We start from the raw sequence: 24,719 nt of genomic DNA, 5'->3' as shown, positions 1-24,719 counted from the left end.
GCGCGGGTCGGCGGGCGGGCCAGTGCGCGGGTCAGTGCGCGGGTCAGTGGGCGGGCGCTCCCGGGTTCCAGTCCGGGGCGAGCGCGATCTGCCGCAGCTGCCCCATCGTCAGCGCGGGTGAGGGGCGGGTGGCCGGGCCGTTCTGGTCCGCCGTGCCGAAGGCGGTGACCAGCACGCGCAGCCCGTCCTTGCGCAGGGTGTCCACCTTCCACTGGGTCACGCTCTTGTTCTTCTCCCCGGGCCCCGCCGTGACCTTCACCTTCGTGCCGTCGGACTCCGTGGTGACGGCCGGGTTGCCGGTGAAGCCCGGGGGGTTCGCGTGCGACTGGACGTTGATCTGGACCAGCGACTTGCCCTTGCCGTCGTCGAGCACGACGTAGCCGTACGTCCCCTGCCCGCCCTTGGAGACGATCGGGACGGTGATCCCGAACCGAGCCATCAGATGCTCCAGGGCGTCCACGGCCTTCCGGTCCCGCAGGGCGATCGACTCCGGCTCGGGCGCCGGCTCGGGATCGGCCGCGGGCAGGTCGTTCAGGGCCGCGTGCCAGGTGGCCGAGGTGACCAGGCTCTTCAACTGCGCGACGGTCAGCGGCGGGTCGGTCCGGGAGACGGGGGCGCCCTTGTCCGCCGCCGCGTTCCACTCGGACGCGTCGACCAGGAAGCCCTGCACAGTCACGAGCACGGCCCGCCAGACCTTGGTGTCCGCCCGGCGGTCCGGGTACTCGTACCCCTGGTGGAGCAGCAGCCTGGAGCCGTCGGGCAGCTGCTCGGTCCGGCAGTCGTCGTAGGTGTGCAGGTTCTTGTCCTCGCATTCGGTCTGCGCGCGGGACTGGCTGCCGAACGGGTCCACCCGCTGGAGGCTGAGGGAGACGGCCGCCGGGCCCTTCCCGTCGTCGTACACGACGCCGGCCCTCGGTCCCAGCTCGTCCTGCGTGCCCCGCGCCTTGGGCTCGGTGAACCGACCGGCCGGCAGGAGCGACTTCAGGTTGCCGATCATCTGGTCGGCGGTGACCGCGCCGGTGCCGGTCCGGCGCCCGTCGGCCGGCGGGGTCGGCGGCGGCGCCGCGCCATGGACCGCGCCCTCGTCCCCGGAGCCGCCGAACAGGCCGCCGGAGCAGGCCCCCGCCGTGGCGATCAGGGCGAGGGCCAGCACGGATCCGCCGGCCACGGCGGCCCGGCGGCGCGCCACCCGTCGCCGGCCGCGCTCCTCGCCCGCGTCCGCGAGGGCCTCGGGGTCGGTCGTGAAGCCCTCCCCCGTGCGCCGGAGGGCTTCGGCGAGTTCGTCTTCGATGGACACAGGGAGCCAGGTCTTCCGTTTGCCGGGGGTGAGGGGAGGAGCCGGCCGGAGCGGCCGGCCGGAGCGGACCGGCGCTCTCATCGGTCCACGAAGGCGGTGAGGCTGCCTCCCGGCTGCTCCCGCAGCCGGTCGAGCGCCCGCGAGGTCCGGGTACGGACCGCGGCCGAGGAGGCGTTCATCGCGTCGGCGGTCTCCTCGACGCTGCGGTCCTCCCAGTAGCGCAGCACCAGCACCGCCCGGTCCTTGGGCTCCAGCCGCCCCAAGGCCTCCAGCAGCGTCGGCCGCGGCGCCGGATCCGCGCCGGCCGGCGCGGGCGCGGCCCGGTCGGGGTGCTCCCCGACCGGCCGCTCCCCCGCCGGGCGCCGGCGCCGGTGCGTGAGGAAGACCCGTACCAGCACCGTCTGGGCGTAGGCCGCCGGATTGTCGATCCGGGAGATCCGGCCCCACCGCTGGTACATCCGCCCCAGGGTCTCCTGCACCAGGTCCTCCGCGAGGCGGGTGTCCCCGCCCACGAGCAGACATGCCGACCGGTACAGGGGGCCCGAGCGGCCCGCGGCGAACTCACGGAACCCGTCTCTGCGCCCCTGGCGCATGTGCTCCCCCCTCACGTCCGTCCCACCCCTGTGACGCGAGGGCGGCGGAGAACGTTTCATCCCCCGCCGCCGTTCCCGTCGGTACTCCTGCCGCAGGCCGGTCAGCCCAGGTCGTGGAAGTACACGTGGAACTCCTCACGGACGAAGCCCTCTGCCTCGTAGAGCCCCTGCGCGACGGTGTTGTCGTACGCGGTCTCCAGCTGCACGCCGGACACCCCGGCCTCGCGGGCCCGGCGCAGCACCTCGCGCAGCAGCGCGCGGCCGGCCCCGGTGCGGCGGCCGGCCGGGGCGACGTAGAGGTCGTTGAGGACCCAGGCGGTCCGCAGGGAGAGGGAGGAGAACCCGCGGTAGACCTGCGCGAAGCCGACCGTGCCGGCCTCCGGGACATCGGCGAGCAGCACCAGCGACTCGTCCTTGGCGATCCGCTCCGCCAGGAAGGCGCGCGGGGCGTCCGGGTCCTCGATGTCCACCTCGTAGAAGTCGAGGTAGCCGCGGAACAGCACGGCCGCCGCGTCGACGTCCGCCTCGCCCGCCGTGCGGACCGAGACCGCGGAAGCGGAGTCCTCCGCCGGGGGCCGGCCGTCCTTCTGTGCTGCCTGACCGTTCATGTGCGTCTCCCTCGGGGGTGTTTCGCGCGCCGCGGACCGTGGTGGGTGGAGGGTGCCGAGCTGTCCGCGGCCCCCGGCGCCCTCGACTGCCTACGCTACGGCGGGAGTCGGCCGTGGCGAAGGACGGGCCGCACCCGCGACGGCGTGCCCCGGGACCGAAGTCCCGGGGTCCGCCGTGCACATGCGGGGCCGGCGGGGCCGGCGGGGCCGCTCAGGACGCCGGCTGGGCGGGGAGCGTGTAGATCCGGCCGGGGGTCACGATCTTGGTGATCGCCTCGCCGAACAGGGTGCTGGGCTCCTGGCCCTGGTACCCGATGTCCGTGTTGACCAGCACGACCAGCGTGGCCTTCGATTCCGGCAGGTAGAGGACCAGCGATCCGTAGCCCGGCAGTGAGCCGTTGTGCCCGATCCAGCCCTGGACGTTGAAGATGCCGAGGCCGTAGCCCGTGCCCGGGAGGGCGTCGACCACGTCGAGGCGCTGGGCCTGGGTGGCGGGGGTCAGCAGGGTCCCGGTCGCCAGGGTCTTCGCCCAGCTGCGCAGGTCGGGGAGGTCGGAGATCATCGCGCCGGCCGCCCAGCCCCAGGAGGGGTTCCAGCCGGTGGCGTCCTCGATCTTCCCGGAGGCCGTCTGGTTCGTGTAGCCGTGGGCGTGCGGACTGGGGAACTCCGGGCCCGTGGGGAACACCGTGTGCTTCAGCCCGGCGGGTTCGACGACCTCCCGGTCGATGAACCGGTCGAGGGGGACGCCGCTGACCTTCTCCACCACCAGCCCGAGCAGGATCAGGTTGGTGTTGCAGTAGTAGAACTTCGCGTTCGGCTCGAAGAGCACCGGGTGCTTGAAGGAGTAGGCGAGCAGCTCCTGCGGGGTGAAGGGCCGGTCCGGATTGCTGGTCAGCGCCTTGTAGAAGTCCTCGTCCGCCGAGTAGTTGAACAGGCCGCTGCGCATCCCGGCCAGCTCGCGCAGGGTGATCCGGTCGCCGTTCGGCACGCCGTCGATGTACGTGCCGATGGGATCGTCCAGGCCCACCTTCCCCTGGTCGACCAGCTCCAGCAGGGCGGTCACGGTGAAGGTCTTCGTCACGCTGCCGATCCGCATGTTCAGGTTCGGGGTCATGGGCGCGCCCGTGGCCTTGTCGGCGATGCCGAAGGAACGTACGTAGTCACCCTTGCCCGGGGCCGACACGGCCACGATGACGCCGGGGATCTTCGCCTCCGCCAGCACGTTCTTGATCGCGGCATCGAGTCGGCGGGTGACGGCGGGGGTCAGCTGCGCGAACCCGTCCGAGGCGGGTGCCGGGGTCGGCGCCGGGACCGTCGCGGCCGGCACGGGGGCCGCGGGCGCCGCCGCGTCCCGCGCGTACACCGCACCCGCCCCGGCACCCACGGACCCCGCCACGAGTACGGCCGCCGCCACGGCCACGGCGGCACTGCGCCGGCGTGTCGTCATGCCCGGCCTCCTCACCCCGCGAGCCAAGGAACCATCACTTCACGCTAGACCTGTGCACCCGGGCGGGCGACCGGAGCTGCTCGCGGCGAATTCGTCCAAAAATCTATTCTAGAAATATCTCCGGATCAGCCAGACTTCCCCCATGACCGGTCGTACCTCCGGCCCACGGCCGGAACCCGACGAGCAGCGACCCGCCGGCTTCGGCCCGCCGCCCGCCCCGTTCGCAGCCCCCGCCCCGCTCCCCCCGCCCGCACCTCCCGCACCACCTGCATCTCTCGCACCACCCGCACCGCGATCCGGCGGCCGACCGCGGCTGCCCCGGCCCGTGACCGCCGCCGGATCCGTCGCGGTGCTGCTCGCCGCCCTGCTCCTCATCGGCGGCGGCGCCTATCACCTCACGGTCCGCGGCGGCCCCGCGCAGCCCCTGGCCGGGCCCTCCGGCTCGCCCTCAATCGACCTGGGCGACGGCAAGGGCCCTGGTGGGGGACCCGACACCTACGACCCCAACGCCGGCATCCGGGCGGGCGAGGCCCGGGTCTGGGTGCGCGACAACCAGGCCGAGGTGGCCGGGGCGGGTGTCTCGCAGTACGGCCCCTGGCGGGTGGGCGACACCGTGGTCAGCGCGATCCCGAGCGGTTTCACCGGCTACGCGGCGGCCGACGGCCAGGAGAAGTGGAAACTCCCGCTCCAGACCCCGCTGTGCGGGGTCCCGCCGGCCCCGTCCGCGCAGGGCAAGCTCGTCGTGGGGGTGAAGGAGAGCACGTCGGAGAGCTCGCGCTGCACGCACCTCCAGCAGATCGACCTCACCACGGGGCGGGCGGGCTGGAAGATTCCGCTGCCGCCGGAGAACGACCACGACACCACGACGCAGTTCGAGCTGGCGATCAGCGGCGACACCGTGGTCGTCGCCCGGTCGGCCGTCATGAGCGGCTTCTCGGTCACCGACGGTCGCAAGCTCTTCGGCACGTCGAGCCCGAACGGCTGCTACCCGTCCGCCTTCGCCGGGGGCTCGCGGCTGATCGGCATCCGCCGCTGCCCCGACCCGGCCGACATCCACGCACGCGGACAGGAGATGGTCGAGGAGCTGGATCCGGCCACCGGTGGCGCGCGGTGGAGCTACAAGTACGCCCCGGACTGGACGGTCGGCCGGGTGCTCTCCGTCGACCCGCTGGTGATCGCCGCGCACCACAAGGACAAGAAGACCTGGAACCTCACGGCGTTCGCCGCCGACGGCACCGTCCGCTCACAGAGCACTCCGGCTTTCGGGGTCAGCGGCCGGTGCAACGGATTCGGCAACGGGAGCGGCTTCCAGGAGTGCTACGCCGCCGCGGCCGACGCCGACTCGCTCTACATCGGCGCGGGCAAGCCCGGCACCACCCTCGACACCGAGGTCACCGACCAGGTCGTCGCCGTCGACCTGAACACCGGCAAGGAGCGGTGGCGCACCGCCGAGCAGCCCAAGGGGCGCACCATGTGGCCGCTGGCGGTCGAGAACGGCAGGGTCCTCACGTACGTCACCCCCGGCAACAACGAGGCGGGGGCGGTCGTCTCCCTCGCCGCGGCCGACGGGGCCTCCCAGCCGGCCTTGCAGAGCCCGGCCGCGGCCCGCGGCGCCCAGGGCGTTTTCTACCCCCACGGCATCCGCATCACGTGGGCGGGCGGACGGCTGTTCCTGCTCAACGGCCGGGTCAACAGCCCGGAGCCGCGCAAGGCGAGCCGCGCGATCCTGTCCTTCGGCAAGTAGGGCAGGCAGGTACCAGGAGGGGCACCGTGCAGAACCCGTACCAACAGCCCAGTCACCCCGGCGGCCCGTACCGGCCGCCGCCCTTCGCGCCGCCGCAGGAGCCCGGCGGCGGCAGGCGCCGGATCGGCAGAGGACGGCTCGTCGCCGGGATCTGCGCCCTGACCGCCATGGCGGTCGCCGCCGCGGCGGCCGGCGTCGTACTCGGCGTCCGCGAGAACCGGGACCGCTCGGCGGCAGCCGCGGCGGCTTCGGCGGCGGACCCGACGAAGCCGCTCGTCGCGGGCTGGAAGACCGTGATCAACCCCACGCACGGCACCGCGTTCGACGTGCCGCCGGGGTGGGAGGTCCTGGAGCCCCAGGTCTTCAGCGGCTATGAGGACACCAAGGACAGGGAGAAGGTCCTCATCGGGCACACGGCCCCTGCCTTCTACAAGTCCCAGTGGTGCAGCATCGACGCGAACGGCGACGGCCAGGTCACGGACGTCCGGCTCGGCAACGTCGGCACCAAGGGCGCCGGTGGCGCCAAGGACCCCGCCGACATCGCCGTGAAGGAGGCGCCCACCTGGGTCTACGCCGCCTACACCCAGCCGGACAAGAGCGTGGTCACCGCGGACAAGCCGGTGGAGTACACCACCAAGGCGGGGGTCAGGGGGAGTTACGTCAAAGCGCGCTCCTCCGGCGCCCAGCGGCCCAACCGCTGCGCGGGCGACGGCCAGGCGGTCGTCTTCGGCTTCAAGAACTCCCGGGGCGACCTCGTCTCCTGGGACTTCTACGGCCGCACGGGCGTCCCGGGCGCCGTCGACGACGCCCTGATCATGCGCATCCTGAGCACGGTCCGGCTGGCCGGCGACCCGAAGGATCCCGGCCCCGGGCCGTGATCGCCCGCGGCCGCCCGCCCTCCGGGACCAGGGGCCGCGTCAGCCCTTCAGGAGCCGGGCCTCCGCCTCCTCGGCGAGGCCGTCCGCCAGGGTCGGCCCGCCCTCCGGGACCGATCGCTGCCAGGCCCAGGTGTCGGCGACCGTCTCGGCGACCGGGCGGCAGACGAGGCCCGTGGCATGGGCCCGGGAGACGTCTCCCGCGTGGATCGCGGCGTGGAAGTCCGTGCCGGGCGGGGCCCAGACGGGGAGGTCGGTCCACGGGGAGAGGTCCGCGGCGGCGATCGCCCCGGGGGAGATCCAGCGCAGTTCGGCGGCGGCTCCCGTGACGCGTACGCAGATGTCCAGGAGCTCACCGATGGTGGTGTGGCCGGGCTGCGAGACGAGGTTGTAGGGGCCGTGCAGGGACGACTCCAGCGCGTTCAGCAGCCACGTCGCCAGGTCGCGTACGTCGACGTACTGGAGCGGGGTGTCCCGGGGGCCGGGCGCCGCGATCTCGCCGCCCCGGGCGATGCGCGACAGCCACCACGGCAGGCGGCCCGCGTTCTCGCGCGGGCCCAGGATCAGGCCCGGCCGGACCAGCAGGGTGCGGTCCTCGCCGAACGCGCGCAGCACGGCCAGTTCCGCGCCCCGCTTGTCGGCCGCGAAGTCGGCCGCCTCCGCGTCCGGGTCGCCCTCGGCCAGCGGTCCGAACTCGTCCAGCCCCGCCGGCACCGGCCACGCGTACACCGAGCGGCTGGAGACGAAGGCGTGGCGCCCGGTGCGCCCGGCCAGCAGGGCGGCCGCGTCGCGCACCACGGTCGGGGCACCCGACCAGGTGTCGACGACGGCGTCCCACTCCCCCGTCGCGAGGGCGGCCAGACCGTCCTCGTGCGTACGGTCGCCGTGACGGACCCGCACGCCGGGCGGGGCCGGGTGCTCGCCCCGGTGGAAGACGGTCACGTCCCAGCCGCGGGCGACCGCGCCCTCGGCGACGGCGCGCCCCGCGAAGTCCGTTCCGCCCAGCAGCAACAGCCTCATCCTGGTCCCTCTCCGTGGAACTCGTCCGTCGTGTCGTACAGCGCGCGAACGCCGCCGGGGGCCGTGCGGGCCGCCGGCGGCGTTCGCGGAGGTGCCCGGTCAGCGGGCGGTGCGGTCCCGGTACGCCGCGAAGCGCTCGGCGATCTCCCGGGCCCGGCCCTCGGCCTCCGAGAGCTTCATCTCGGCGCAGTCGTAACCGAGTTCCTCCTTCATGATCGCCATGGCGGAGGGCTCGAAGACGACGGTGCCGTCCGCGCGGATCTCGCCGATGCCGTCGTGCAGCTGACCGGAGACGTTGATGGCGTGCGCCTGGTCCGCCGTCATGCCGTCGGGGAGCAGCGCACGGAACTTGCCGTTCTCGATCGCCACCGGGTAGCCGCCGAGCGCCCCGTCCGCCCCGGGCGCGTGGACCACCGCGTCGCGCCCGTCGGCGAGCGGCTCCAGCACGCTGAGCGCGGAGGACGCGGTCATCGTCTGGCCGGGCAGGCCGCCGGTACGGCGGTACGCGCCGGGCAGCCGGTTCAGGAGCTCCGCGACGTCCAGCTCGCCGGTGACGTCGCGCCCGTCGAGGCGGATGCCGAGGCCCATGCCGGCGGGGCCGCTGTTGCCGGTGCGGGACAGGCGGTGCGAGACGTAGTGGTGGGCCACCAGGCGCACCTCGACGTCGGCGGTGCTGCGGCCGAGCTCGTCGGCGGCCACGGCGGTGATGCCGGGGACGTTGTTGGCGACGTTGCCGATGCCGATGTCCGGGGAGAGGCCGATCGCGGTGAGCGCGGGGTGCACGGCGTCGGGGTAGGCGGCGTTGACGACCAGGGCCTGGGTGCCGGAGAGGCGCACGGCCTCCATGGCCTTCATCACCGGGACCAGGTGCATGGGCAGCCACGGGCCGTAGTTGGCGGCGTAGACCCGCTGGAAGGCGTCCTGCTGGAGGGTGGAGATGACCCACCAGGACTGGTAGCTGACGGCCAGGAAGATGATGTCGGGGTCGAAGGCGGATATCCGCTCGGCGGTGCGCGCCACGTCCGTGATGTCGGTCTGCGCGTGGCTGACCTCGTTGGTGTAGCCGCGCTGGACGCTGCAGAAGCGCGTCAGGTTGACCGCCTTCAGGACGGTCTCCTCGTCGCGGCCGACGAGCTGGACGTGGCGGGGGTTCGGGCTGTGCGCCAGCTCGTGGAAGACACGGCGGCCGATGTCGCCGGCACCCAGGACCATGATCTTGCGGGCGTTGTTCATGACGTACCTCCGAAGGGTGCGGCAGCGGCGAAGGGGGCGGCGACGGGCGCCATCAGGTGGGCGTCGCGGACGAGCCGGGGCAGCGAGCGCATGGACGGGAAGGTGAGGGCGCCCTCCCGGTGGGGCGGGGTGGCCGGGTCGGCGGTGTACTGAAGGACCCGCATCCCGGCGGCCACGGCGGCGTCCACGCCGACCGGGCTGTCCTCGACCACGACGCACTCGTCGGGCGTGACACCGCAGCTCTCGGCGGCCCAGCGGAACAGCTTCGGGTCGGGCTTCCAGGCGTCGGCGTCGTACGCCGAGAAGAGCCGGTCGCCGAAGTGGTGCAGGATCCGGGCCTTCTCCAGGCGGCTGCGCATGATGGCGAGCGGGCTGTTGGAGGCCACGCACATGCGGTCGCCGACGGCGGCGGCGAGCTGTTCGAGGGCGTACGCGACGCCGTCGATGGGCTCGATGCGGTCGCCGATCAGCTCCTCGCACCTGGCGCGGGCGATCACCATGGCGTCCTGCGGCGGGGCGTTGCCCGACAGGTCCGCCATCAGGTCGAAGCACTCCTGCATCTTCTTGCCGGAGAACAGCTCGTCCCGCTGGTCCTTGTCCAGCCGCAGGCCCATCATCTCGCCGACGTGGGCGATCCCGCCGTTCTCGGCGTCCTGCGTGTCGACGAGGACGCCGTCCAGGTCGAAGACGACGAACTCGGCTGCTCGTGCGGGGAACTCACTCATAGTCGATCCAGTCCACGCTCTCGATGGCGGCGACGGTCGCGGCCAGTTCCTCATGGGTGGCGGCGGAGCCGATGACGGCCGCCGTGTTGCCGCGCGCGCCGATCCGCCAGTCCACGTCGGCGCCGGGCTCGGCGAGGACGACGACCCGGTCGACGCGGGCGAGGCGGCGCAGCGCGGAGACGCCCCGGATGGCGCGCACCCGGCGGGCGCCGACGGGCGGCACGGTCAGGTAGTGGAAGGCGATCGGCCCGCCCTGCTTGACCTCGGGGGTCTCGTACGGGAGGCCGAGCGCGGCGGCGACCGCGACGTACGCCGGGTCGGAGGTGCCGGAGCGGACCGCGAGGTCGTCGACCCAGGCGCCGAGCCGGCCGTTGACCTCGATGACCCGGGGGCCGTCGGCGGTCAGTTTGATCTCGACGTCGGCGACGCCGTGGATGTTCAGGGCGCGCACCGCGCGGCAGGCGAGGTCGCGGACCTCGCGCTCCTCGGCCTCCGGCACGACGGAGAAGCCGCCGTAGCCGCCGCGTTCGCGGAACGGCTCGGCCAGGGCGAACTTGCTGGTGACGAACACCGGCCGGACGTCGTCGCCGTCGGCCACGCAGTCCACCGCGATGTAGTCGCCCCAGGGCGCCGGGGTGGGCCGCCCGACCAGGAGCTCCTCCAGCATCACGGCCGTCTCGGCGGGCCCGCCGTCGGAGCCGGTGAAGATCGCCGCGAGGGCGGCCCGGCACTCCTCGGGGGTGGCCACGGCCTGCGTGTTGCGGCTGGACGCGCCGATCACCGGCTTGATGATGGCCGGCAGCCCGACGTGGGCGATCGCCTCGTCCGCCTGGGCGGGGTCGGTCAGGGTGCGAAAGCGCACGCTGTCGACGCCGGCCTCGGCGAACCGCCGGCGCTGCAGGTCCTTGTGGGTGATGGCGTCGACGTCGGCCGGCCGGTGGTAGCGCAGGCCGAGCGCCTCCGCGAGCCGCACGGTGGGGGCGATCTGGAACTCGCTGAAGGTGATGATGCCCGCCGGGGCGAGCGCGCGCAGCGCCTCCTCGGTCTGTGCCTCGGTGTGGCCCGCGGTGTTCACCACGGTGCCGACCATCTCCAGGGTCGGGATCATCTCCTGGGCGTGCGCGGTGTCCGCGGTCACGAACACCAGGTCGCAGCCGGCCTGCCGGGCCGCCTCGGCGAGCCGGGTGGGTGCGAGGCTGCCGGCGTCGTAGACGACGAGCAGCACGGGGTTGGCGGGGGTCGCGGTCATGGGTCAGCCTCCGGCCGGGAACGCGCCGGTGCGGCGGGCGACGGTCAGGGCCCCCGCGAGCGACTCGACGGTCGAGTAGGTGAACAGGGTGCGCACCGGTATCTCCAGGCCGAACTCCTCCTGGAGCCGCAGCGCCACCCGGGTCGCGGTCAGCGAGTCGCCGCCGAGGTCGAAGAAGTCGTCCCCGGCGCCGACCTCGTCGGCGTACAGCGTCTCGGCCCACACCCGGGCCACGGCCCGCTCGGCAGGGGTGCGCGGGGCGATGAACTCGGCCTCCAGGCCGGTGCGTTCGCCGTCCGGAGCGGGCAGCGCCTTGCGGTCGGTCTTGCCGCTGGTGGTCAGCGGCATCCGGTCCAGGAAGACGTACGTACCGGGCACCATGTAGCCGGGCAGGGTGCGGCCGCACCAGTCGCGCAGCGCGCCGATGCCCGGCACCGGGCGGCCGGACACCGGGACGACGTACGCCACGAGCGTCTTCTCGCCGGGCACGTCCTCGCGGACGGTGACGGCGCAGGAGCCGACGTCCTCGTGGGCCAGCAGCGCGGCCTCGATCTCGCCGAGTTCGATGCGGAACCCGCGGACCTTGACCTGGTGGTCGAGGCGGCCGAGGAACTCCAGTTCGCCGCCGGGCAGCCACCGCACCAGGTCGCCGGTGCGGTAGACGCGGCCCGCGGCGAACGGGTTGCGGGTGAAGCGCTCGGCGGTCAGGTCGTCGCGGCCGAGGTAGCCGCGGGCCACGCCGGCGCCGCCGATGAGCAGTTCGCCGGGTACGCCGACGGGGACCGGGCGGTCCGCGTCGTCGACGACGTACAGCTCGGTGCCGGCGGTGGGGCGGCCGATGGGGACGGCGCCGGTGGCGCCGGCGATCTCGGCGACGGAGGCGTAGACGGTGGTCTCCGTCGGGCCGTAGCCGTTGAGGACCCGGGTGCCGGCGCGCAGCATCCGCGCGGCCAGTTCGGCGGGCAGGGCTTCTCCGGCGGCGAAGATCTCCAGGGCGCGCGGCCGGTCGCCGAGCGCGTCCAGGAGCGGGCGCAGCGCGGACGGCGTGGCCTGGACGAGGGTGACGGCGTGCCGGTCGATCAGCTCGGCGAGGGCGGGCGGGTTGTGGATCTGGTCCTGGTACGCGCCGATGATCCGGCCGCCGGTGATCAGCGGCAGGAACACCTCGACGCCCGCGATGTCGAAGGTGGCCGAGGTGGTGAACAGGACCCGCTCGTTCGCCGGTGCCGGGAAGGTCTCCCGCATGCCGCACAGCAGGTTGCGGAAGCCGCCGCGGGTGACGGCGACGCCCTTGGGGGTGCCGGTGGAGCCGGAGGTGTAGAGGACGTAGGCGAGGTGCCCGGGCCCGGCGGCCGTCGCCGGTTCCACGACGGGGGAAGCGGCGATCGCCGCCGCGTCGGTGTCGACCGCGACGAGCGTACGGGGCCCCGCGCCGTCGCCACCGGACAGCCGCCCGCGCAGCGACTCCTGGGTGACGACCACCGGCGCGGCCGTGTCCCGCAGGACGAACTCCAGGCGGTCGACCGGGTGCTGGGGGTCGAGCGGCACGTAGGCCGCACCCGACCGGAGCACGGCGAGCAGCGCCACGACCAGTTCGGGGCCGCGCTCCAGGCAGACCGCGACGGGCACGTCGGGGCCGGCGCCGAGGCCGCGCAGGTGGTGGGCGAGGCGGTCGGCGCGGGCGTCGAGCTCCCGGTAGGTGACCTCCTCGGTACCGAAGACGACCGCGACGGCGTCGGGGACGCGCCGGGCCTGCCCGGCGACCAGACCGGCCACGTCCACGGCCACGTCCGCGTCGGCGTCCGCGTCGGCGGCCTCGGGGAAGGCGGCGCGGCCGCGGCCCCAGCCGGTGAGCAGCAGCTCGCGCTCGGCGGCGCCGAGCGGATCGAGTCCGTCCAGCGCGATGCCGGGGGTTTCGGCGATCGCGGTGAGCAGGGTCAGGTAGCCGTCGGTGAACCGCTCCGCGCTCGCCGCGTCGAACAGCTCGGCGGCGAAGCCGACGCGCAGGCCGAGGCCGCCCCGGCCGGGGACCGGGTCGAGCGCCAGGGTCAGGTCGGGCGGGCAGACGCCCTCGGCCCGGTAGGCCGGCCCGTCCGTGAACAGGGCCTGGACGACGGGGTGGTGGCCGTCGGCTCCGGGTTCGAACGCGGCGGCCAGGCGGGCCACCGGCAGCGCGGCGGCCCGGCCGCGGGTCAGCGCGGCGTCGGTCCGGGCCACGAGCTCGGCGAAGGCCGGGCCCGCGGCCAGGTCGGCGCGTACGACGGCCAGGCCGCCGTCGGCGCCCGGGACGCCCACCGCGAGGTCGCGCTGCCGGGTCCACCGGCCGAGCAGCACCTGGTAGGCGGCGAGCAGCACGGCGGACAGCGGGGCGCCGTACTCGGCGGCCGCCTTGTCCAGCGCCTGCGCCGTGCCGGCCGGGACGGTGCGGGTGAGGTGGCCCAGGGCGCCGGTGCGCGCCGAGGGGCGCGGCCGGTCGGTGGCCGGCTCCAGCGGTTCCAGGCCCGCGAGTTCGGTTCGCCAGTACTCCAGCGCGTCGGTCATGACCCCTCCGTCGTGTCGAGGATCCGCGCCAGTGCCTTGCGGTCCGTCTTTCCGTTGTCGTTGAGCGGCAGCCCGCCCGGCAGGTGGGTGAGCGAGGCGGGCACCATGTGCAGCGGCAGCAGCTCGCGCAGCCAGGCGTCGAACCGCTCGGGGTCCACCTCGCGGCCCGCGTAGGCGCCGACGAGCTCGGTCTCGCCGTCCGGGCCGGGCAGCGCGAGCACCGCGGCGTCGATGACGTGCGGGTGGCGGTGCACGGCCGCCTCGACCTCGCCGAGCTCGATGCGGAAGCCGCGTACCTTGACCTGCTGGTCGAGGCGGCCCCAGTGCACGTAGAGCCCGTTCTCGCGCCGGACCCGGTCGCCGGTGCGGTACCAGTGGCGGTCGGTCAGCGCGGTGCTGCCGTCGTAGCCCGCGGCGGGGCCGGCGCCGGGCTCGTACGACACGAACCGCCCGGCGTTCTCGCGCGGGTCGAGGTAGCCGCCGAAGCGCTGCGGGCCGCGCACACACAGCTCGCCCTCGTCGGCCGCCAGGCCGTCCTCGTCGAGCAGCACCATCTCCATGCCGGGGAACGGGACGCCGATCGGCACGGTGCCGTTGGAGAACTCCGGCCAGTGCGTACTCGGCCCGGACAGAGCGTGGTTGGTGCAGCACACCGTCAGCTCGGTGGGCCCGTACACGTTGTGGATCACGGCGTTCGGGGCGACCGCGCGCCAGAGCGCGGCGTGCTGGGCGGTGACCGGCTCGGCGCCGAACATGCTGTGCCGGAGGTTCCCGGCGCGGCCCAGGGGCAGGTTGCCGAGCCGCTGGGCCTCCCGGATCACCGAGGGCACCGAGAACCAGTGGGTGAGCTCGCGTTCGACGATGAAGTCGACCGGCCGGTACAGGTCGGCGGCGAGCGGCACCACCAGGGTGGCGCCGCCGCCCCAGGTCGCGAACAGGTCGATGAGGCTCGCGTCGAAGGTCAGGCCGAAGGTCTGGGTGAGCCGCGCGCCCGGCGCGATCTCGTACCGCTCGATGGTGTGCGCGAGGAACAGCGAGGTGTTCCGGTGCCGGATCGGCACGCCCTTGGGCTGGCCGGTGGAACCGGACGTGAACAGCAGGTACGCCTCGCGGTCCGGGTCGTCCGGGACCGGCGGCAGCGACTGCTCCGGCACCTCGGCCGCCGCCGCGGACACCCGCTCGTCCTCGTCGAGTCCGAGGACGGTCGGCCGGTGGCGCTCGGGCAGCCGGGTGAACAGGCCGGCGGACCGGGTGTCCACGAGAGCCACCTGCACACCGGCCCGCTGGGCGATGTCGAGGTTGCGCTGCGCGGGGTAGTCGGGGTTGAGCGGGACGACGCTCGCGCCGAGCCGCTGGATCGCCAGGTAGCCGGCGTACGCGGCGACCGAGCGGGTGGCGGCGAGCGCCACCCGGGTGGGCAGCGAGCCGTGCTTGGCGGCGATGCGGTCGGCGAGGGTGAGCGCGAGGGCGCGCACCTCGCCGTAGGTCAGTACCTCGTCGCCGATCTCCAGGGCGGGCAGGCCGGGGTGACGCAGGGCCGATTCCTCGAACCACTGGTAGAGCGTGCGCTGTTGCCGGTCGTTCATCGCTTCCTCGGTATCGGTGTGCTGGTCTGGCGGGTGCGGCCGCGGGCGCGCATGGCCTCGGCGCGGGCCTGGGCCCGGCTCTGCCCGCGCTCCCCGGCGGCCGACGGGGCGTCCGTGGCGGGGGCGCCGCCCAGGAAGGCGGCCATCGCCTGGACGGTGGAGTGCCGGAACAGGTCCACGACGTCGACCTCCCGCTCCAGTGCGCTGCGCAGCCGGTCGCGCAGCCGGATCAGGAGCAGCGAGTTGCCGCCGACGTCGAAGAAGTTCTCCGACGCTCCGACCGGCCGGCCCAGCACCTGCTCCCAGGCCGCGGCGACGGTCCGCTCGGCGTCGCTCGCCGGCTGCGCGTCGGCTCCGTCGGCCGGCTGCCCGGCCCCGGCGGCGGCCGCCTCGGCGAGCAGCTTGGCGATCGCCTCCCGGTCGGGGCGCCCGCCCGGCAGCAGCGGCAGCCGGTCGGCCAGGTGCAGCCGGGCGGGCAGCAGGTGGCCGGGCAGCAGGTCCCGCAGGTGGGTACGGAGTGCGTCGACGGTGAGGTCCGCGCCCGGCCGGGCCGCCACGGCCGCCGCGAGGGAGCCGTCCGCCGGGTCGGTCAGGACCTGCGCCCGGACGACACCGGGGTGCGCGAGCAGCGCGGCCTCGACGTCGAGGGCGGCCACGCGGACGCCCCGCACCAGGGCGTGGTCGCCGGACCGGCCGGCGAGGACGATCCGCCCGTCGGGGAGCCGGCGGGCCAGGTCGCCGGTGGCGAACAGGCGTGCGCCGGGCTCCCCGCCGAACGGGTCGGGCAGGAACCCTTCGGCGGTGGCGCGCGCCCGGTCCAGGTAGCCGCGGGTGACGGCCGGGCCGCCGATGTGCAGTTCGCCGACCGCGCCGGTCGCCGCGATCGCACCGCGCGCGTCCAGGACGTACGCCGTGGCGCCGGCCGGCAGCCCCAGCGGCAGGGGGCCGTAGCCCGCCCCCTCCGGGGACCGCGCCGGGCCCGCGAGCGCGGGGCCGGCCGTCTCGGCGCACATGTACAGCTGGTGCACGTCCGTGGCCCCGGCGGCCAGCGCGGCCGCGAGGGTGCCGGGGAACAGGGGCTCGCCCGTGGTGAGTACGGGGACCCGCGCGCCGCCGGTGAGCAGCCCCGCGAGCTCGGCGGGGGCCGCGAGCACGGTGGCCGCGTCGCCGCCGGTGGGGACGACCGCGCGGCCGCCCCGGGTCAGCGGGCCGAACAGCTCCAGGAACGCGGCCGGCGAGTCCGGGGCCGCCAGCAGGGCGACCGCGTCGAAGGCGGGCGCGGGCAGCTCGCGGTGGGCCCAGCGCAGCCGGGACACCAGGTTGCGGTGCTCGGCGACGACCGCGCGCGGCTCGCCGGTGACGCCGGCCGTGCGCAGCACCCAGGCGGCGCCCCGCGCGGTGACCCCTGGGGCCTGCGGCGCCGCCCCGTCCTCGCCGGCGGCGTCCTCCGGGTCGAGCACGTCGACCCGGGTGTGGTCGAACAGGGCGCCGGAGTACGGGTCGGCGAGGACCGTCCGCAGTCCCTCGTCGTCCACGGCGAGCCGCAGCAGGAACGCGGGCAGCTCCGGGTCGAGCGGTACGCACGTGCCGCCCGCCCTGACCACCCCGAGCTGGGCCGCGGCCAGCGCGAAGGACTTCGGGACGCACACCCCGACGGGGGTCTCGGGGCCGGCCCCGAGCGCCCGCAGGCGCGCCGCCACCCGGTCGGCCGCGCGGTCGAGTTCGCGGTACGTCCAGGTGCGCGCCCCCGCGGCCACCGCGACCGCGTCGGGGGTGCGGGCGATCTGCTCGGCGACCAGCCCGTGCAGGGTGGCCGCGTCCTCGTACGCCGCCACGGGCGCCGGGGCCTCGGTGCGCAGCAGCGCGGAGACACGGGACTTCGGGTCCGCGCCGATGCGTTCCAGGACGGTGCGCAGCCGGTCGAGCAGCAGCCGGGCGGTGGCCTCGTCGAAGAGGTCGGTGCGGTAGTCCGCGAGGGCCAGCAGGCCGTCCCCGGTCTCCACGGTGTCGATCGCCAGATCGGTCTTCATGGTGGGCAGGCGCAGCTCGGCCGCGCCGAACCGGGAGCCGGCCGCCTCGTGGACGGGCGCGGCCGGCGCGTGCGTGTACATGACCTGGTAGAGCGGGTGGTAGCTCGGGTCGCGGGCGAGCCCGAGCCGGTCCATGACCTCGTCGACGAGCAGGTCGGGGTGGTCGAGGGCGTCGAGGAGGTCCCCGCGCACCCGGCCGACCAGGTCGGTGAACTCCGGGTCGCCGGCAAGCTCTCCGCGCAGGACGACGGGCCGGGTGAGGTAGCCGATGACGCCGGCGCTCTCGGTGGTGTCGCGGCCGGAGACGGCCATGCCGGTCAGCACGTCGGTGCCGCCGTACTGGCTGAGCACCACGTCCACCGCGGCCTTGAGCACCATGAACAGGCTGGCGCGCTTGGTGCGGGCCAGCCGGCGCAGCGGCTCCACGACCGGCTCGGGTACGAGAGTGGTGACCCGGGCCCCGGCGTGCCCGGCCCGCGCCCGGCGGGGCCCGGCGAGCGGCAGTTCGAGGAGTTCGGGGGCGCCGGCCAGGCGCTGCGTCCAGTAGGCGAGCCGTTCGGGCCTGGCCGCCTCGTCCAGCGCGGTGCGTGCGGCGAGGAACTCCCCGTACCCGACGGCGGGACGGGGCAGCGGGTCGGCGAGGCCGCCCGCGAACGCCCCGTACAGGGCGACGAGTTCCGCGGTGAACAGTTCCAGCGAGGCACCGTCGAACACGATGTGGTGGACGCCGACGAGGAGCTGGTGCCGCGTCTCGGACAGGCGCAGCAGCTCGGCCCGCAGCAGCGGCCCGCCGTCGAGGTCGAAGGGCGTGCGGGCGAAGGCGTCCGCGCGGCCGGCCGCCTCCTCCCGCGTCACGTCGACACGGTCGAGGGCGAGGGGACCGGGCGCCCCGATCCGCTGTACGGGCTCGCCGTCGGCGTCCCGCTCGATGCGCACCCGCAGCGCGTCGTGCCGCTGGACGAGGGCGTCCAGGGCGCGCTGCAGGGCGTCGCCGTCGAGCGGGCCCTCGATGGTGACGGCGAAGGGGATGCTGAAGAACGGGTCGCCGGGCCGGAGCTGGCCCAGGGCCCACAGCCGCCGCTGGGCGGGGGTCAGGGGAAGCGCGGGCAGGTCAAGCGTGCTCATGCGACGGCCTCCGGTTCCGGGGTGCCCGCCCGGTCCCCGCGGCCGCCGCGCAGCCGGGGGACGAGCAGGACGAGGGCCGCGACGACGAGGACGCCGCCGGCCACGACGATGGAGTCGGCGATGCCGACGAGTCCGGCGAGCAGGCCGCCGACGACCACGCCGAGGACGGTGAAGTTGACCATCAGGGCGTTGAGCAGGCCGACGCCGCGGCCGCGCAGCTCCTCGGGCAGGTCGCTGAGGAGCGTGTTGGCGACCGGCACCTGGAAGAGCCCCGAGCCGAGACCGGCCAGGACGCACCAGAGCAGGACGACGGTCAGACCGAGTGCGCCCTGGTCGGTGGCCTCCCATGCCGCGCCCGTGGGGGCGAGCAGCAGCAGGGAGGCGCCGAAGAGCACGATCGACCCGATGAGCAGCCCCCGGTCGGAGAACCGGCGCACCAGCGGCGGACCGGTGAGCGCGCCGATCACGCAGCCCGCGCCGAAGCCGGCCTGCGCCAGCCCGTACTCGAAGGCCGGCAGCTCGAAGACGCTCAGGAGCTGGGAGTTGAGGTTGGTGGTGAACAGGCCGAGGACCAGCATCACCGGGACCATGACGATCGCCAGGAAGCGCAGCGAGGGCACGGCGAGCACACCGGAGATGCCGGTCCGCAGCGACTGCCAGTACCCCTCGCGGCCGCTGGCGGCGCCCCGCACGGGCACCTCCCGCAGCACCGCCATGCTGGCGAGCAGCACCGCCGAGAGCACGAACGTCACCGCGTCGAACACGAAGACCGTGGTGACGCTGCCGAAGGCGATGAGCAGCCCGCCGAGCGCCGGGCCCACCAGGTTGAGGGTGTGGTTGGTGGACTGGAAGAGGGCGACCGCCGTGGGGATGCTGTGCCCGCGCACGATCAGCGGGATCGCGGTGATGCGGGCCGTCTCGAAGAAGGCCTTGGCGATGCCGCTGAGCAGGATGAGCACGAGCAGCAGCAGCGGCGAGTCCCGTACGACGATCATCGCGAGCACCAGGGCGACGCGGACCAGGTCCGAGCCGACCATGAGCAGCCGGGCCGGCAGCCGGTCGGCCAGCGGTCCCACGAACGCGCCGAGCACGCCGAAGGGCAGCAGCTGCGCGATGACGACCAGGGACACGTACAGGACCGGGTCGTCGGTCTCGGTGGCCACCACGTAGATCAGGGTGATCTTGGTGATGGCGTCACCGAGGAAGGAGGCGACGACGGCCAGCCAGTACCGGATGTAGGTCCGGTCCTTCAGCAGCTCAAGCATGGTCTCCCTCACCGTTCCCGGCAGCGCCGTTCAGTACCTCGTTGAGGACTTCGGCGACGCCCTCGATGTGGGGGTGGCGCATCATCGTGTAGTGGTTGCCGCCGACCGTGCGGACGTCGAAGTGCTGCCCGGTGAGCTCGTTCCAGGAGGTGGCGAGGTCCCACTCCTCCTCGTCGGCGCGGATCAGCGTGACCTTGCCCCGGACGGGGCCGGGCCGGAAGTTCCACACCAGGCGCAGGTTGGCGACCCACAGCTCGTAGATGTCGCGGATCTGCTCGCGTCCGGCGTCCGGCGGCAGGTAGTCGCACTCGCGGGCGATGCCGAGCAGGTAGTCGAGGTGCGCGTCCTCGTCCATGGTCTGCAGTTCGGCGAGCGGCTTGAGGCGCCGGCCGTAGTCCCACTGCAGGTTGGCGGCGATGGCCTCGACGATCTCGGCCGGGTCCGGCTCGGAGCCGGCCGGTACGACGGCGGGCGCGTGCGCGTCCATCATGACCACCGACACCTCGGCGCCGCTCTTCTCCAGCTCCCCGGCGACGGCGAAGGCGTTGGCCCCGCCGTAGCACCAGCCGGCCACCGTGTAGGGGCCCTCGGGCTGGGTCTCGCGGATCAGCGCGGCGTACTGGGCGGCGCGGTCGCCGAAGCCGGTGAACGGCAGCTCGCCGTCGACGGGCGGCGGCGAGGCCAGCGCGTACAGCGGGCGCCCGGCGGGCTCGACGAGCGCGGCGAACGGCATGTAACAGACGACCTCGCTGCCGGCCGGGTGGGCGAAGAACACCGGGGAGCCGGTGCCGTCGCCGGAGCCGAGCTCGACCAGGTGCACCCCGGTCTCGTCCTGGTAGCCCTCGCGCAGCATCCGGGCGAACCGCTCGACGGTGGCGCCACGGAAGATCGCCGCCATCGGGAGCTGCTGCCCGAACCGCTTCTCGATCTCCGCCATCAGGCGCAGCACGAGCAGCGAGTGGCCGCCCAGGTCGAAGAACCGGTCGTGCAGGCCGATCGGGGAGACCCCGAGGACCTCCTCCCAGATGTGCGCGACCTCCAGCTCGACGGCGTCGCGCGGGGGCACGTAGCTCGCCGCGTCGCGCGGGGCGGCGGGGGCGGGCAGCGCCCGGCGGTCGATCTTCCCGCTGGTGTTCAGCGGGAAGGTCTCCAGGCGGACGATCGCGGCGGGGACCATGTAGTCGGGCAGGAAGCCGCGCAGGTGCTCGCGCAGCTCCTCGGCGGTCAGCGTCTCGTCGGCGGACTCGACGTACCCGGTGAGCCGCTTGTCGCCGGGGCGGTCCTCGCGGACCAGGGCGACCGCGCGGCGCACCGCCGGGTGCTCCTCCAGCCGGGCCTCGATCTCGCCCAGCTCGATGCGGAAGCCGCGCAGCTTGACCTGGCCGTCGTCGCGGCCGAGGAAGACGAGCGTGCCGTCCTCGCGCAGCCGCGCCTTGTCGCCGGTGAAGTAGAGGCGGGCACCGGGGCGGCCGCCGAACGGGTCGGGCACGAACCGCTCGGCGGTCAGGCCGGGCCGGCCGCGGTAGCCGCGGGCGACGCCGGTGCCGCCCAGGTACAGGTCACCGGGCATGCCGACGGGGACCGGGGCGAGCCGGTCGTCCAGGACGTACACCTGGGTGTTGTCGAGCGGCCGGCCGATGGAGATCTGCTCGGTGCCGCTGTCCAGGCGCTGGAACGTGGACCAGATGGTGGTCTCGGTGGGGCCGTACACGTTCCAGGTGCGGCCGGGCTCGCGGACCAGCTGTTCGGCCAGGGCGGGCGGCAGGGCCTCGCCGCCGACCAGGACGCGCAGCGAGCCGTCGTTGTGCCAGCCCGCCTCCACCAGCAGGTGCCAGGTGGCGGGGGTGGCCTGCATGACGGTGGCGCCGGTCTCGGCGAGCAGCTCGGCGAGCCGCCGGCCGTCGACGGCCTGCTCCTTGGTGACGACGTGCACCCGGGCCCCGCTGATCAGCGGGGCGTACAGCTCCAGGCCCGCGATGTCGAAGGTGACGGGGGTGACGGCGGCGAGCGTGTCGCCGGGGGCGAGCCCGGTCTCGCGGGCCATCGAGAGGAGCAGGTTGACCAGGTTGCGGTGGGTCACCTCGACGCCCTTGGGGCGGCCGGTGGAACCCGAGGTGAAGATGACGTACGCGAGCCGGTCCTCGCCCGAGGCGGGCTTCGCCGGGACGGCGGGCGCGGCGGCGATCGCCTCCGCGTCGGTGTCCAGGCGGATCCGCTCGCCGGGGCATTCGGCGAGCGCGCCGAGCAGAGCCTCCCGCGTGAGCAGGAAGCCGGTGCCGGCGTCGCCGGTCATGTCGGCGAGGCGCTGCGCCGGGTAGGCGGCGTCGAGCGGGAGGTAGGCACCGCCCGACATGATCACGCCGAGCAGGGCGACGACGAGGTCCACCGAGCGGTCCAGGCAGACGCCGACGACGGTCTCGGGGACCACGCCGCGCGCCTGCAGGTGGGACGCCAGCCGGCCGGAGCGGTCCAGGAGTTCGCCGTACGTCAGCCGCTCGTCGCCGCAGGAGACGGCGACCGCGTCGGGGGTGGCGGCGGCCTGGCGGCGCACCAGGTCGTCCAGGCCGAGGCCCGGCTCGCGCGCGGCCTCGGTGCTGTTCCACTCGACGAGCAGGGTGTGCGCCTCGTCGGCGTCGACCAGGGACAGGTCCTGGACGGTGCGTCCCGCGTCCTCGGTCATCTGCTCCAGGAGGCGCACGACCTGGCGGGCCATCCGCGCCATCGTGCTCTCGTCGAACAGGTCGGTGTTGTACTCGAACAGGCCGTGGAGGTGGTCGGCGGCGAGCTGCGGGTCGTCGAGGAACCCGAGGAACACGTCGTCCTTGGCGGTGGCGTTGTCGAGCATCAGCTCCTCGACGCGCAGCCCGGCCATCGGCGGCGGGTCCTCGTGGACGAAGTCCACCAGGATGAAGGAGGCCTGGTAGATCGGGGTACGGCTGGGATCGCGGGGGATGTCGAGCTCGTCCAGCAGGGTGCCGAACGGGATGTCGAAGTGGTCGAAGGCGCCCAGCATCGTGGAGCGGGTCGCCTGGAGCAGCTCGCGCACCGTCATCGCGGGCGAGACGGTGGTGCGCAGCGGCAGCATCGTGAGGAAGTAGCCGATCATCGGCTCGGTCTCGGGCCTGCCGCGGGTCGAGGAGGTGGTGCCGACGACGATGTCCTGCTGGCCGGTGAGCCGGTGCAGCAGCGTCTTCCAGGCGGCGAGCAGCACGATGTTGATCGTGACGTCCTCGCGCTTGGCGAGGTCGCGGATCGCCTGGGTCAGCTCCGGGGTGAGCGGGAACTGGTAGCGGGCGCCGTTGGAGGTCATGACCGGCGGGCGCGGCCGGTCGGTGGGCAGCTCCAGGACCAGCTCGGCGCCTTCGAGCTTCTGCTTCCAGTACGGCAGGTGCTTGTGCCGGACCTCCTCGCGCAGCCACTGCGGCTGCCACTCGGAGTAGTCCGCGTAGTGCACCTCGACGGGCGGGAGTCCGGGCTCGCGGCCCGTCGCGAACGCCGTGTAGAACTCGGCGAACTCGGCGTTGAAGATGCCCATCGAGCCGCGGTCCCAGACCAGGTGGTCGACGGTGCCGACGAGGACGTGCCGGTCGTCGGCGACCCGCAGCACCGCGATGCGCAGCAGCGGTCCCTTGACCAGGTCGAAGGGGGCGCGCATCTCCTCGGTGGCCAGGCGCGTCAGCTCCGCCTCGCGCCGCTCCTGCGGTACGGAGCGCAGGTCGACGTGGCGGACCGGCACCTCCATGGCCGGGTGGACGACCTGGACGGGAGTGTGGCCGTCCTGCTCGAAGGTGGTGCGCATCGCCTCGTGGCGGTCCACGAAGGCGTCGGTGGCGCGCTGGAGCGCGTCCCGGTCCAGCTCTCCGTGCAGCTTCGAGGCGAAGTACACGTTGTAGAGCGGGTCTTCGGCGTCGAACTGGTGGATCAGCCAGATGCGCTCCTGGTCCACCGTGAGCGGCACCCGGTCGCCGCCCGTGCGCCGGGGGATGGGGCCGGCCGTCGCGGGCGTCCGGGCGCGCTCGCGCATCTTCTTGTCCAGGAGGGCCCGCTGGGCGGGGGTGAGGCCGGCCAGCCGGTTGGCGAGTTCGGTCACGACTGGTCTCCTTCGGCGGCGGCCTCGGAAGCCTCGGCGGCCCGGTACCGGTTCTTGAGTTCGGTGAGGTGTTCCAGGCCCTTGACGACCTGGCCCGGCGCGAGGCCGAAGTCGACCAGGCAGGCCACCTCGTCCACGCCGATGTCGACCAGGTCCTCGATCAGGGACTCGCACTTGTCGGGCGTGCCGAGGAGCGCGAGCGTGTCGAAGTACCGCTCGAAGGTGGCGTTCAGCATCACGTCACGCTCGGCCTCGGAGAGCTTGGAGTACTCGCTCCCGAAGCTGTCCTGCTGCGCGAGGAAGGTCTTGAGGTAGCCGGTCAGCGGCTCCCGCACGATCTCCCGGGCGCTCTCGTCGTCGGAGTCCAGGAACGTGTGCACCATCGCGGTGACCTTGGCGCGGGACGGGTCGTGCCCGGCTCCGACGAGCGCCTCCCGGTAGGCGGCGATCTTGTCCTTGAGGTCGGCGGGCCGCTGCGCGACGAGACCGGTCAGCAGGTACGCACCGGCCTCACCGGCCTTGACGAACGTCTCGGGGCTGCCCTGCGCCGACACCCACACGGGGAGCTCGGGCTGGATCGGGCGCGGCAGGGTGCGCACCGACTGGAGCGAGCCGTCGGCGCGCGGCAGTTCGACGCTCTCCCCGGCCCACAGCCGCTGGATCGTCTCGATCGCCTCGAACATCTCCTCCTTGCGGCGCGGGTAGCGCTGCTGCCCGTCGCCGGGGGCCAGGAGGAAGTCGTCGGGGTGCCAGCCGGAGGCCGCGGAGATCGCGGCCCGCCCGCCGGACAGGTTGTCGACGACCGCCCACTCCTCGGCGACCCGCACCGGGTGGTGCAGCGGCAGGACGCAGCTGCCCGCCCGGATCTGGATCGACTGCGTCTGTACGGCGATGGCCGCGGCCAGGACCGACGGGTTGGGGTAGAGCCCGCCGAAGTCCACGAAGTGCCGCTCGGGCACCCAGATCCCGGCGAAGCCGTTGGCGTCGGCGAACCGGGCGCTCTCCATGAGGAGGTCGTACTTCCCCGGGCCGGCGGCGGTGCCGTCGCCGGAGAAGAAGAACAGGCTGAACTCCATGGTGCTGCCGGGGCGCCGGGTGCGGCGCGGCGCGGCGGCCTGCCGGGCGCCGGCCCGCTCCCCCGCGTCCACGGTGGCGGGCGCCTTAAGGCCGCGCTCGCGCATCGCGCGCAGCAGGACCTCGCGCTGGTCCGGGCTCAGCGAGGCGAGCCGCTCCTGGAGCATGCGGGCCTGCGCCGCCTCGGCGCCGGTGGTCGTGTTCTCGTCAGCCATGG

At 74.2% G+C, this 24,719-nt stretch carries 16 protein-coding genes; 2 read left to right on the top strand and 14 right to left on the bottom strand.

What is annotated here, in order from left to right; genetic code table 11:
• Positions 1 to 43 precede the first annotated feature (43 nt).
• The 4 genes from ACFY0D_RS02110 to ACFY0D_RS02095 form a co-directional block, all read right to left on the bottom strand.
• Positions 44 to 1,297, bottom strand: coding sequence for a hypothetical protein (locus ACFY0D_RS02110; protein ID WP_390796504.1), 1,254 nt, complete (start codon positions 1,295 to 1,297; stop codon positions 44 to 46).
• A 77-nt stretch (positions 1,298 to 1,374) separates the two neighbouring features.
• Entirely contained in the window at positions 1,375 to 1,890 is a 516-nt protein-coding gene (locus ACFY0D_RS02105; RefSeq protein ID WP_390796503.1) for a SigE family RNA polymerase sigma factor, read from the bottom strand.
• A gap of 101 nt (positions 1,891 to 1,991) precedes the next feature.
• Positions 1,992 to 2,498 (bottom strand): GNAT family N-acetyltransferase, encoded by a 507-nt coding sequence (locus ACFY0D_RS02100; RefSeq protein WP_390796502.1) that lies wholly within the window; start codon positions 2,496 to 2,498, stop codon positions 1,992 to 1,994.
• A 211-nt stretch (positions 2,499 to 2,709) separates the two neighbouring features.
• Positions 2,710 to 3,945, bottom strand: coding sequence for a serine hydrolase domain-containing protein (locus ACFY0D_RS02095; protein ID WP_390796501.1), 1,236 nt, complete (start codon positions 3,943 to 3,945; stop codon positions 2,710 to 2,712).
• Between the two features lie 325 nt (positions 3,946 to 4,270).
• Here ACFY0D_RS02095 and ACFY0D_RS02090 point away from each other — a divergent pair, with 325 nt between their 5' ends.
• The gene (locus ACFY0D_RS02090) at positions 4,271 to 5,689 is read left to right on the top strand and encodes a PQQ-binding-like beta-propeller repeat protein (protein WP_390796500.1); all 1,419 of its coding nucleotides are present in this window, start codon (positions 4,271 to 4,273) and stop codon (positions 5,687 to 5,689) included.
• A gap of 26 nt (positions 5,690 to 5,715) precedes the next feature.
• A complete protein-coding gene (locus ACFY0D_RS02085) occupies positions 5,716 to 6,567 on the top strand; it encodes a hypothetical protein (protein WP_390796499.1) in 852 nt (283 codons plus the stop codon).
• Between the two features lie 39 nt (positions 6,568 to 6,606).
• Here ACFY0D_RS02085 and ACFY0D_RS02080 read toward each other — a convergent pair whose 3' ends face one another.
• The 10 genes from ACFY0D_RS02080 to ACFY0D_RS02035 all read right to left on the bottom strand — a co-directional run bounded on the left by ACFY0D_RS02080 (position 6,607) and on the right by ACFY0D_RS02035 (position 24,717).
• Entirely contained in the window at positions 6,607 to 7,584 is a 978-nt protein-coding gene (locus tag ACFY0D_RS02080; RefSeq protein WP_390796498.1) for an NAD-dependent epimerase/dehydratase family protein, read from the bottom strand.
• Between the two features lie 99 nt (positions 7,585 to 7,683).
• Positions 7,684 to 8,817 (bottom strand): hypothetical protein, encoded by a 1,134-nt coding sequence (locus tag ACFY0D_RS02075; RefSeq protein WP_390796497.1) that lies wholly within the window; start codon positions 8,815 to 8,817, stop codon positions 7,684 to 7,686.
• Positions 8,814 to 9,542: an HAD-IA family hydrolase gene (locus ACFY0D_RS02070; RefSeq protein WP_351148215.1), complete on the bottom strand. Its 729-nt coding sequence runs from the start codon at positions 9,540 to 9,542 to the stop codon at positions 8,814 to 8,816. Before ACFY0D_RS02070 ends, ACFY0D_RS02075 begins: the two co-directional genes overlap by 4 nt.
• A complete protein-coding gene (locus ACFY0D_RS02065; protein ID WP_390796496.1) occupies positions 9,535 to 10,791 on the bottom strand; it encodes an ATP-grasp domain-containing protein in 1,257 nt (418 codons plus the stop codon). The genes ACFY0D_RS02070 and ACFY0D_RS02065 overlap by 8 nt, the downstream gene beginning before the upstream one ends.
• 3 nt (positions 10,792 to 10,794) lie before the next feature.
• Entirely contained in the window at positions 10,795 to 13,332 is a 2,538-nt protein-coding gene (locus ACFY0D_RS02060; protein WP_390796495.1) for an amino acid adenylation domain-containing protein, read from the bottom strand.
• Positions 13,329 to 14,918 (bottom strand): AMP-binding protein, encoded by a 1,590-nt coding sequence (locus ACFY0D_RS02055; RefSeq protein WP_390796494.1) that lies wholly within the window; start codon positions 14,916 to 14,918, stop codon positions 13,329 to 13,331. Before ACFY0D_RS02055 ends, ACFY0D_RS02060 begins: the two co-directional genes overlap by 4 nt.
• Positions 14,915 to 18,073, bottom strand: a complete 3,159-nt coding sequence (locus tag ACFY0D_RS02050) for a condensation domain-containing protein (protein ID WP_390796493.1) — start codon at positions 18,071 to 18,073, stop codon at positions 14,915 to 14,917. Before ACFY0D_RS02050 ends, ACFY0D_RS02055 begins: the two co-directional genes overlap by 4 nt.
• On the bottom strand, positions 18,070 to 19,338 hold the full coding sequence (locus tag ACFY0D_RS02045; protein WP_390796492.1) for an MFS transporter: 1,269 nt from the start codon (positions 19,336 to 19,338) through the stop codon (positions 18,070 to 18,072). The genes ACFY0D_RS02050 and ACFY0D_RS02045 overlap by 4 nt, the downstream gene beginning before the upstream one ends.
• Positions 19,331 to 23,428: an amino acid adenylation domain-containing protein gene (locus ACFY0D_RS02040; RefSeq protein ID WP_390796491.1), complete on the bottom strand. Its 4,098-nt coding sequence runs from the start codon at positions 23,426 to 23,428 to the stop codon at positions 19,331 to 19,333. Before ACFY0D_RS02040 ends, ACFY0D_RS02045 begins: the two co-directional genes overlap by 8 nt.
• Positions 23,425 to 24,717 carry a MupA/Atu3671 family FMN-dependent luciferase-like monooxygenase gene (locus ACFY0D_RS02035; RefSeq protein WP_390796490.1) on the bottom strand — a complete coding sequence of 431 codons (1,293 nt, stop codon included), beginning with the start codon at positions 24,715 to 24,717 and terminating at the stop codon, positions 23,425 to 23,427. The genes ACFY0D_RS02040 and ACFY0D_RS02035 overlap by 4 nt, the downstream gene beginning before the upstream one ends.
• Positions 24,718 to 24,719 lie beyond the last annotated feature (2 nt).

Origin of the sequence: Streptomyces sp. NPDC001502, assembly GCF_042894785.1 — a bacterium.
GTDB lineage: Bacteria > Actinomycetota > Actinomycetes > Streptomycetales > Streptomycetaceae > Streptomyces > Streptomyces kutzneri.
Note: the sequence above shows the minus strand (reverse complement) of the source record. Positions and strands in the feature narration are given on the sequence as shown.

Bases quoted from the DNA above. Each gene is read 5' to 3' on its own strand.
- ACFY0D_RS02105 (WP_390796503.1), bottom strand. From the start codon at position 1,890: ATGCGCCAGGGGCGCAGAGACGGGTTCCGTGAGTTCGCCGCGGGCCGC.
- ACFY0D_RS02100 (WP_390796502.1), bottom strand. From the start codon at position 2,498: ATGAACGGTCAGGCAGCACAGAAGGACGGCCGGCCCCCGGCGGAGGAC.
- ACFY0D_RS02095 (WP_390796501.1), bottom strand. From the start codon at position 3,945: ATGACGACACGCCGGCGCAGTGCCGCCGTGGCCGTGGCGGCGGCCGTA.
- ACFY0D_RS02080 (WP_390796498.1), bottom strand. From the start codon at position 7,584: ATGAGGCTGTTGCTGCTGGGCGGAACGGACTTCGCGGGGCGCGCCGTC.
- ACFY0D_RS02075 (WP_390796497.1), bottom strand. From the start codon at position 8,817: ATGAACAACGCCCGCAAGATCATGGTCCTGGGTGCCGGCGACATCGGC.
- ACFY0D_RS02070 (WP_351148215.1), bottom strand. From the start codon at position 9,542: ATGAGTGAGTTCCCCGCACGAGCAGCCGAGTTCGTCGTCTTCGACCTG.
- ACFY0D_RS02065 (WP_390796496.1), bottom strand. From the start codon at position 10,791: ATGACCGCGACCCCCGCCAACCCCGTGCTGCTCGTCGTCTACGACGCC.
- ACFY0D_RS02060 (WP_390796495.1), bottom strand. From the start codon at position 13,332: ATGACCGACGCGCTGGAGTACTGGCGAACCGAACTCGCGGGCCTGGAA.
- ACFY0D_RS02055 (WP_390796494.1), bottom strand. From the start codon at position 14,918: ATGAACGACCGGCAACAGCGCACGCTCTACCAGTGGTTCGAGGAATCG.
- ACFY0D_RS02050 (WP_390796493.1), bottom strand. From the start codon at position 18,073: ATGAGCACGCTTGACCTGCCCGCGCTTCCCCTGACCCCCGCCCAGCGG.
- ACFY0D_RS02045 (WP_390796492.1), bottom strand. From the start codon at position 19,338: ATGCTTGAGCTGCTGAAGGACCGGACCTACATCCGGTACTGGCTGGCC.
- ACFY0D_RS02035 (WP_390796490.1), bottom strand. From the start codon at position 24,717: ATGGCTGACGAGAACACGACCACCGGCGCCGAGGCGGCGCAGGCCCGC.